9 protein-coding genes are annotated in these 9570 nt (G+C 33.8%); 1 reads left to right on the plus strand and 8 read right to left on the minus strand.

Features of this window, described 5'->3' with window-relative positions:
* Window positions 1–86: 86 nt before the first annotated feature.
* The 8 genes from cysC to AC2FB1_RS02670 all read right to left on the minus strand — a co-directional run bounded on the left by cysC (window position 87) and on the right by AC2FB1_RS02670 (window position 8759).
* Window positions 87–686 carry an adenylyl-sulfate kinase gene (gene cysC / locus AC2FB1_RS02635; RefSeq protein ID WP_490673735.1) on the minus strand — a complete coding sequence of 200 codons (600 nt, stop codon included), beginning with the start codon at window positions 684–686 and terminating at the stop codon, window positions 87–89.
* Between the two features lie 18 nt (window positions 687–704).
* On the minus strand, window positions 705–1883 hold the full coding sequence (gene sat, locus AC2FB1_RS02640; protein WP_490673736.1) for a sulfate adenylyltransferase: 1179 nt from the start codon (window positions 1881–1883) through the stop codon (window positions 705–707).
* Between the two features lie 45 nt (window positions 1884–1928).
* Window positions 1929–2804 carry a sulfite exporter TauE/SafE family protein gene (locus AC2FB1_RS02645; protein WP_490673737.1) on the minus strand — a complete coding sequence of 292 codons (876 nt, stop codon included), beginning with the start codon at window positions 2802–2804 and terminating at the stop codon, window positions 1929–1931.
* 21 nt (window positions 2805–2825) lie between these two features.
* On the minus strand, window positions 2826–3437 hold the full coding sequence (locus tag AC2FB1_RS02650; RefSeq protein ID WP_490673739.1) for an NAD(P)-binding protein: 612 nt from the start codon (window positions 3435–3437) through the stop codon (window positions 2826–2828).
* Window positions 3438–3470: 33 nt separating this feature from the next.
* The gene (gene cobA / locus AC2FB1_RS02655) at window positions 3471–4235 is read right to left on the minus strand and encodes a uroporphyrinogen-III C-methyltransferase (protein WP_490673740.1); all 765 of its coding nucleotides are present in this window, start codon (window positions 4233–4235) and stop codon (window positions 3471–3473) included.
* A 35-nt stretch (window positions 4236–4270) separates the two neighbouring features.
* On the minus strand, window positions 4271–5992 hold the full coding sequence (gene cysI / locus AC2FB1_RS02660) for an assimilatory sulfite reductase (NADPH) hemoprotein subunit (protein ID WP_490673741.1): 1722 nt from the start codon (window positions 5990–5992) through the stop codon (window positions 4271–4273).
* Window positions 5993–6010: 18 nt separating this feature from the next.
* Window positions 6011–7864, minus strand: a complete 1854-nt coding sequence (locus tag AC2FB1_RS02665; protein ID WP_490673742.1) for an assimilatory sulfite reductase (NADPH) flavoprotein subunit — start codon at window positions 7862–7864, stop codon at window positions 6011–6013.
* Window positions 7865–8027: 163 nt separating this feature from the next.
* Window positions 8028–8759, minus strand: a complete 732-nt coding sequence (locus AC2FB1_RS02670; protein ID WP_490673743.1) for a phosphoadenylyl-sulfate reductase — start codon at window positions 8757–8759, stop codon at window positions 8028–8030.
* Between the two features lie 426 nt (window positions 8760–9185).
* Here AC2FB1_RS02670 and AC2FB1_RS02675 point away from each other — a divergent pair.
* A partial coding sequence (locus tag AC2FB1_RS02675) for a YSIRK-type signal peptide-containing protein (protein WP_490673744.1) occupies window positions 9186–9570 on the plus strand: 385 nt, incomplete at its 3' end.

The raw sequence follows: 9570 nt of genomic DNA on the forward strand, positions 1-9570 counted from the left end.
TCTCTACAACTATAAAAAATAGCTGTGAATAAATCTATCGTCATAGATTTCTTCACAGCTAATCTTAGTATGTTTTTATTAATTTATTAAATGTATTGATGTTCTTTTAAGTAATTAAGAATTTGTTCAACTGATTCATCTATACTTTGTCTTTCAGTATTAATAGTTATTTCAGGATGTTTTGGCGCTTCATAAGGTGCACTAATTCCTGTAAATTCTTTAATTTCGCCTGAACGTGCTTTTTCATATAATCCTTTAGGATCACGTTTTTCACACTCTTCTACACTACACTCCGTATATACTTCGATAAATTCTCCATCTTCCAGAATTTCACGCACTTCATCACGATCTTCTCTATATGGAGAAATAAATGCAGTAATTGCAATTGTTCCTGCATCTACAAGCAATTTACTTACTTCACCAATACGACGAATGTTTTCTTTACGGTCTTCTGGACTAAATCCTAAGTTTTTATTTAAACCGTGTCGGACATTATCACCATCTAATCGATATGAATGTTGACCTTCTTCGAATAAAGCTTTTTCAAGTGCTACAGAGACCGTTGACTTACCTGAACCAGATAAACCTGTAAACCAAATGACAGCACTTTTATGACCATTTTGGCGTTGTCTATCTTCTTTAGTTACTTCTGAATCATGCCATGTAATATTTGTTGATTGACTCATGTTATATACTCCCCCAAATTACTTTTGTCTTAATCCTTTAATTAATACTTCTGCAACTTCAGGTCTTGAGAATTCTTTTGGTAATGATTCTCCATTACGTAATTTTTCTCTTACTTTTGTACCACTTAAATGTACATGGTCTGATGCATCATGTGGGCATGTTTTAGCTGTAGCCATATTACCACATTTTGTGCAGTAAAATGCATGCTCAAATTTTAAAATGTGAATATCTAATTCATCTTCAAATTGAGAAATAAGTTCTTGTGCTTCATAAGTGCCATAATAATCCCCCACACCTGCATGGTCACGTCCAACAATAAAGTGAGTACAACCATAGTTTTTACGAACTGTAGCATGTAGAATGGCTTCACGTGGACCTGCATAACGCATTGCTGCAGGATAGATAACTAAACGTGCTCTATCTTTAGGAAAATAATTTTTCAAGATAGCTTGATAACTTTCCATACGTACATCTGCTGGGATATCGTCCGCTTTAGTTTCACCAACTAAAGGATTTAATAATAAGCCATCTACAATTTCTAATGCAGATTTTTGAATATATTCGTGTGCACGGTGAACAGGATTACGTGTTTGGAACCCAACTACTGTTTTCCATCCTAAGTCTTTGAATAATTGGCGTGTTTCAATAGGATCTAAATGATAATCTGAGAATTCATCATGTTTAGGACGATTCACTAATTGAATAGGACCTGCTAAATAAACGTTCCCTTTTTCATATACTTTTTTAACACCTGGATGAGCTTCTTCAGTCGTACCATAGACATTTTGAGCTTCTTTTTCTTTATCATACGTATATTTTTCTTCAATTTTTAAAGTACCGTAAAGTTCTCCATCTTCACCATATAAAGCAATATCATCACCAATGTTAAGTTCATTCGCTTGCGTTTCAGTGACAGGTAAAGTGATAGGAATACTCCATACTAATCCATTTTCAAGATGTGTATCTTCAATAACTTTTTTATAATCCGCTTCTCCCATAAATCCAGTAAGTGGACTAAAACCACCAATGGCAATTAATTCTAAATCTGAAATGGACCAAGGATTTAAAGTTAATGATTTAAAAGATTTTGCTTTTCCAATTAATGTATCTCTTTCTTGTCCTTCTACAACTCGATTAATTAACTCTCCACCATGTGGCTTAATTGTATAATTAATAATATCTTCATGTGTTGTCATCATTGATAACCCCTTTTCTAATTATTTTGATTAGTTTACTCGGCTTTATTTATAAGAAAAAGACAATTTTTTGTTGCGAATAATAGTAATAATAACTAATACAATAATCGCACAAATAATTGCGAATCGAATAACATTTGTCACTGTAGTGTTTTTGATGAAATACGTCATTAAAGCATTACTATTTGTAAAAATAATAAGACCACCTACACAAATTGCTAAAATATTAATTGGTAAAATTTTAGTTAAGTAAGCTGAAATTGGTGCGGCTATCATACCGCCTATGCTTAACGCAATGACAAACCACCAATTAATTTGAGTAAAACCTAGAAAGATAATAAAACTGATTGAAGTTGAAAGTGTTACAAAAAATTCACTTGCAGACACTGTACCAATAGCATAGCGTGGTTGAATTTTATGACTTGCAAGTAACAACGGTGTATTGACTGGTCCCCAGCCCCCACCACCGATGGCATCTAAAAAACCAGCAATGGCTCCTTGTGGAACAAGTTTCGCACTATGAAGGGTTCCTACGTGTGTATGAATGTCTTTATGACGTTTAAATAAGAATTGATACAAAATATAAAAACCCATAAAAAGTAAGAATAACGCGATATACGGTTTAATATAATCACCATGTATTTGAGTTAATAATGCTGCACCAATAAATCCACTGATAGCTCCTGGTATGGCAAGTTTCAACATGGTTGGCTTATGTACATTTTCAAATTTCCAATGTGATGTACCAGATGCAGCTGTCGTTGCTATTTCTGAAAAATGTACAGTTGCTGAAACAATTGCAGGTGCTATTCCATACGTTAATAATATTGATGATGAGGAGGCACCGAATCCCATTCCGAGTGATCCATCAACAAGTTGTGCTAAAAATCCAGCTAATGCAAATATAAATAATTTTCTCATATATCACATATCCCTTCATACCTAAACTTGTAAATGAAGCCATCGCGTGAATTCTAGTTGTTTAACCTCATCTAAATAGTCATCAGATAAAATGTGTTGTAATAAATCCTGTTTCCTAGATGGCTCGATTGATAAATGTTTAATCAATTGTCTACTTTCATATAAAAAATCAATATACGTTTCATATGATTCATCGTACATATCGATAATTCTTGAAATGATTTGTTTATTTAACTTAGGACTTGCCCCATTGGTTGACACACTAATAGACAATTTCCCGCGTTTTAAAATACTTGGAATAGTAACATTTCCAGCTTGGGCGTTTGAAGCATGATTACACAGTGCATGATGAGGAACACTTTCTAACACTTTTTTATTGACTTCGTTATTATTTGTGGCAATCACTACAAGGTCGGCGTGTTCAACATCTTGTGGTTCAAATTCTTTTTGACTCCAAGCTATTTTTTCTTTATCTAATAATTCTTTCAGAGTTTCTGAAATCAAAGGACTTACAATATGAACATCATCACAGTATTCAACTAAAGTTAACGCACGTTTCGTTGCAACTTTTCCACCACCTACTATGACGATGGATTGTTGGCTTAAATCAATCATGAGTGGCATATTGTTCATATCGTCATCCTCCTATATTAGATACTTTACAAATTATGGTAATGTCATTTCAAAATCTGATACTTGTTCTTTGAACCAGCTAATTTTTTGACGCATATTAACGACATCGCCAATCACAATCATTGCAGGATTTTTGATTTCAGAGGCATGTTGTACAATGCTACCCAAGGTTCCAGTGACTGTTTTTTGAGACACTGTCGTACCTAAATGTACAAGCGCCACAGGTGTATCGACTGACTTACCATGACGCACCAATAGTTCACAAATTTCAGGCAAACGTTTTACACCCATATAAATGCATAATGTTTCAGGACCGTGTGCTAAATGTTCCCAATATGTTTCTTTCGTCATACCTGGTTTATTCACAGCTGTAACAAATGCGACTGATGAACTATAATCTCTATGCGTAACAGGAATACCCGCATAAGCAGGTGCTGCAATTCCAGACGTAATACCAGGAACAATTTCAAATGGAATTTGATTATCAGCTAATATTTCCGCCTCTTCACCACCACGTCCAAAAACGAAAGGATCGCCACCTTTTAATCGTGTAATGATGTGACCTTTTTTTGCTAAATTCACTAACATACGATTGGTTTCTTCTTGTGGCAAAGAGTGCTTATTGGGATCTTTACCACAATAGAAGAATTTTGTATTTGGTTTTGCAAATTCTAAAATTTCTTTATTTACTAAACGATCATATAAAATCACATCTGATGCTTGAATGGCTTTCATACCTTTCACAGTGATTAAATCAGGATCGCCAGGTCCTGCACCTACAAGATATACCTTTCCCATCGTTTCACCCCGTTTGCCTTTTATTTCTTGAATCATTAATGATGAAAATCTCTTCCATCGTGAACTTTAGCTACAACGCCAGAACGGATAACGAAGTCACCAAAGTGTTCTCCTTCAAGACGTGATTTGCCATAATCTATTAAAATTGGGCGTAAGCTTTCAAGTATTTCTTTCTCATCAATATTTTCTTTATATAATTTATTGAGACGATCACCATTAAAGCTACCACCTAAATACATATTGTATTTGCCAGGTGCTTTACCTATAAATGCAATTTCTGCTAACGCAGGTCGTGCACATCCATTCGGACAACCTGTCATACGAATTGTGATTTCTTCGTCTCTCACACCAGCCTCATCTAATAAATCTTCAATTTTAGATAATAGTGTTGGTAAATAACGTTCTGATTCAGCCATTGCTAAGCCACAAGTTGGAAAAGCTACACATGCCATTGAATTTCGTCTTAATCCACTATAATTTTTACCGTCTGTTAAACCATATTGATCAATCAATGCTTGTATTTCTTCTTTTTTCTCTTCTGTAACATTGGCAATGATTACATTTTGGTTACCAGTTAATCTAAAATCACCCGTATGCGTTTCAGCAATTTTTCGTAATGCTGTTTTTAATTGATAATCTTCTGTATCTTTCACGCGACCATTTTGAACAAATAACGTATAATTCCATACGCCTTTTTCACCTTCAATCCATCCTAAACGATCGCCATTGTGTTCAAATTTAAATTCACGAGCTTTACTGATGTCCCATCCTAAACGCGAATTCAGTTCTTCAACAATAGTTTCTACACCGAAACGATCTACTGTATATTTAAAACGTGCATTTTTACGATTAGAACGATTACCAAGGTCACGTTGAATTGTAAGTAATTTCTCACAAACGTCTACTACTTGATCTTTAGGAATAAATCCAGCGATGCGTCCCACTTGAGGATATGTATCTGGATTACCATGCGTCATACCCATGCCACCACCAATAGCTACATTAAATCCAACAAGTTCATCTTTTTCGACAATTGCGATTAAACCAATATCTTGTGAAAAAACATCAATGTCATTTGATGGTGGTACCGCAATACCAATTTTGAATTTACGTGGTAAATATTTCTCTCCATACATTGGTTCTACTTCTTCTTTAGAATCAAGTACTTTCTCTCCATCTAACCAAATTTCATGATAGGCATTTGTTTTTGGTAATAAATGATCACTAATCGCTGTGGCATAATCAAGTATTTCCTTATTAATATTTGATTGATATGGATTTGGATTACACATTGTATTACGATTGACATCCCCACATGCTGCAATCGTATCTAACACTGCTTCATTAATTTTTTTCATAGATGATTTTAAATTTCGTTTTAAAATACCATGAAATTGGAACGTTTGACGTGTTGTTAATTTCAAAGTATGGTTCGCGTAGTTATTAGAAATATCATCCATTGCAATCCATTGTTCAGGTGTTGCTTTACCTCCAGGTAGTCGCACACGAATCATGAAAGCATATGCAGGTTCCAATTTTTGTTTACGGCGCTCGTCACGTAAATCTCGGTCATCTTGTTGATAGCTTCCATGAAACTTAAGTAATTTGGTATCATCATCGGAAATAGCACCAGTTAAAGGATCTGCTAAGCCTTCTTCAATCGTACCGCGTAAATAATTACTTTCAGTTTTTAAATGTTCTAACGCATCAAGGTTTTCATTTAACTCATCAGCAATTTGTTTAATCGTTTTAGCCATTCACTCTCCACCCTTTCTTTAGTACACGTCACGTTGATAACGTTTATCTTTTTTCATTTGTTTTAAGTAATTTTCAGCCTCTTCTTCAGATAAGTTTTGTTCTTTCACTAACACATTACGAATCGCTTGATGTACATCTTTAGCCATATTTTTTTCATCACCACAAATATAGATAGATGCACCTTTTTCTAACCACTCATTAAATTCTTTACTATGCTCAGCAATACGATGTTGTACATATACTTTTTGGTCTGTATCACGAGAGAAAGCGACATTCATTTTTTCGAGAATACCTTCTTTCAACCATTCTTGCCACTCTGTTTGATATAAGAAGTCAGTAGTGAAGTGTTGGTCGCCAAAGAATAACCACGTATTACCTTTATAACCATATTCTTCACGTTCTTGCATGTGTGCTCTAAATGGTGCAATTCCTGTACCAGGTCCTATCATAATGACCGGTGTATCTCCATCTTTAGGGAATTTGAAGTTTGGATTACGTTTAAGATAAATTGGAACAGTATCTCCTGGTTGAATGCGTTCGGCAAATTGAACTGAACATACGCCTGAACGATCTCTACCGTGTGTGTTATATCTCACTGCACCAACCGTAATGTGAACTTCATCAGGTAATGCTTGGTAGCTACTTGAGATAGAATATTCTCTAGGAGGTAATTTTCTAAGAATTTGATATAATTCTTCAGGCTCTAATTCTTCAGGTGGGAAATCATTGAGTAAATCAATAAAGTCTCTACCTTCAATATAATTTTGTATCCACTCACTATCTTGGACTTTTTCTTCTAACTCTTCATTATCAAAATATGCTGCTGCATTTTGAAGTAATGGTCTCGTTAATTTTGTAATTTCAAAGTAAGAGGATAATGCTTCTTCTAGTGAAATCGTATCTCCATCTTCTGAGATTTGAATTTGATCTCCTGGATCCCATCCTAATGTACTTATTAATAGTTCGACTAGAGCTGGGTCATTTTTTGGTACAACGACTAAACAATCACCCACTTCATATTCTTCACCAAAGTTATCTAATAAAAACTCAATATGACGTGTCTCTTTATTAGATCCTCTACCATTTAAGTTAATATTTTCTAATACTTCAGCTTGATATGGATTCGCCTTTGAGTATTTTTTCTCTTTCGCAGCTTTGATTGATTCACTTACAACTTGTTCACTTTGTGTACCTTCAGGTGCTGAGTCGATAGTATTAATGACATTAGCCATCCATTTTTCAGCATTTTCTTCATAGTCAACATCACAATCAACACGTTCATATAATCGTTCTGCACCAAGTTCTTCAAGTTTTTTATCAAAATCCCTACCTGTTTGGCAGAAGAACTCATAAGTTTGATCACCTAATGCAAGTACTGAGAATCTTACACCCTCTAATTTAGGTGCTTTTCTACCATGAATAAATTCATGTAATTCAACTGCATTATCTGGTGGGTCTCCTTCACCTTGTGTTGAAGTGATAATAAATAAATCTTCAACATTTTTAAGATTTTTAGGTTTAAATTCATCCATTGCTTTTAACGTTACATTATGCCCAATGTTTGAAAGACGTTCTTCAAATATTTCTGCTAGACCTTGCGCATTTCCTGTTTCTGATCCATATAATAATGTAATCGCACGTTTTTCAGGTTGAATTGCTGGTTCATTTTGTTGAAGCATTGTTTCAGTATCCTGTGAAACGGCTCCTACTTGTGAACCTTGTGTTTCGGATGCTCCCGATGTAAGTTGTTGATTTGCGACTAAATAGCCACTTAACCATACTTTTTGTTCTGGTGTAAGTGTTTGTAATAATTCATTAATTTGTGTGGCTTGTCCTTCAGTAAAAGGACTATTGGTAACACTTAGATTCAATTCATCCACCTCTTATCATTTCAATCTTTACTTTATTTAAAATACTTACTATCTTTATATTATGTAATCTATATTCGACTTTCCAGTAAAAATCGAATATAGAATATTCTTAAATCCTTATCAGAATACTATGTTTTTGGTATAAAATTTTTTAAACCTTATATCACGGTTTATCTGCAACATGAAGTCCACATTCTGTTTTTTCAAAACTTGACCAACGTCCTGCTCTGGAATCATCAGAATTGAATACTGGTGCTGTACAAGGAATACAACCAATACTTGGATAATGCTGATCATGAAGTTCATTATATGGTAAATCATGATGCTTAATATAATCCCAAACTTCGTCCTCTGTCCAATAAATTAAAGGACATACTTTAATCGATTTAAAACGTTCATCTTTATTAATAAAGTTCGTTTTAGCACGAGTTGGAGATTGATCTCGTCTTAGTCCTGAAACCCAAGCAATTGCGCCACCTAACACTTCTTCTAAAGGTTTAATTTTACGGATATAACAACATTGATTTGGATTATTCTTCCATAATGCAGGATTGTATTTCTCAGCTTGTTCTTCAAGCGTTAATTCTGGTTTTTTCATTTCGATACGTAACTTAGGAAAACGTTCTTTCACTCTATCAATTAAATCGTATGTTTCTTGGAAATGTAAATCTGTATCTAAAAATACAATGTGAGCATCCGGTTTAATTTGATAAATCAAATGAATAAGTACCATGCTCTCTGCCCCAAAACTACATGAGTAAACGATATCTTCACCATATGTAGTATAAGCCCATTTTAAAATTTCATAGGCACCCTTCGTCGCGTCGTCAGTAGAAATGGAGTCAATAAATGGATCACCATCAAAACTCTCATACGTTATCTTTGATACTGACATAAACCTATGGCCCCCTTCTCAGTATTTTAAAAATTTATTAATCTAATACCTATCAGAATTGTCAGAATAATATGCTAATACTTTAACGAGTTTCATGTAGAAAGTCAAGTGGGATTAAAATGTATTCTATTCCTATAAATTCACTCATAAGCCTTCTGAAAATTTTAAACATATTACTTTTAAAAATATACAAAATTAAAAATATTGTTGTTTAATCTTTATTTTATATAAAAAAACATTAAAAAAATGTAAATTTTTAGTGACACAACATTTTTTTATGTTATATTAAATTGTAATTAGTAATATATTCTTTGCTATTCATCGTAAGTTCTAGTTATTTTTATTTTTTTACAATTTATAATCATTTTGCATAGAATTAGTTACTAATTAAATAATTTAAATATTTTAATTAAGGGAGCGTATTTTATGAATAAAAAAACATTATTTTCAATTAGAAAATTAAGTGTCGGTATTGCTTCAGTAGCAATTGGGGGATTATTATTCGTATCTGCTGGTCACGATGCGGATGCCGCAGAATATAATACAAATGCTGATACTAACACTGAAGCTACTTCTGAATTATTAAATTCTCACAATGCATCTGTAGTTGAAGAAGGTGCTACTAATGCTAACACTGATCAACCTGCTACTTCTGGAGATTTCTTCCCTAAAGCTGATGTAGTTGAAGAAGGTGCTACTAATGCTAACACTGATCAACCTGCTACTTCTGGGGATTTCTTCCCTAAAGCTGATGTAGTTGAAGAAGGTGCTACTAATGCTAACACTGATCAACCTGCTACTTCTGGGGATT

It is taken from the genome of Staphylococcus sp. CoH_129_LAB_1, assembly GCF_058191515.1.

Coding starts and splice junctions, on each gene's coding strand:
- cysC (WP_490673735.1), bottom strand. CDS start 686: ATGAGTCAATCAACAAATATTACATGGCATGATTCAGAAGTAACTAAA.
- sat (WP_490673736.1), bottom strand. CDS start 1,883: ATGACAACACATGAAGATATTATTAATTATACAATTAAGCCACATGGT.
- AC2FB1_RS02645 (WP_490673737.1), bottom strand. CDS start 2,804: ATGAGAAAATTATTTATATTTGCATTAGCTGGATTTTTAGCACAACTT.
- AC2FB1_RS02650 (WP_490673739.1), bottom strand. CDS start 3,437: ATGAACAATATGCCACTCATGATTGATTTAAGCCAACAATCCATCGTC.
- cobA (WP_490673740.1), bottom strand. CDS start 4,235: ATGGGAAAGGTATATCTTGTAGGTGCAGGACCTGGCGATCCTGATTTA.
- cysI (WP_490673741.1), bottom strand. CDS start 5,992: ATGGCTAAAACGATTAAACAAATTGCTGATGAGTTAAATGAAAACCTT.
- AC2FB1_RS02670 (WP_490673743.1), bottom strand. CDS start 8,759: ATGTCAGTATCAAAGATAACGTATGAGAGTTTTGATGGTGATCCATTT.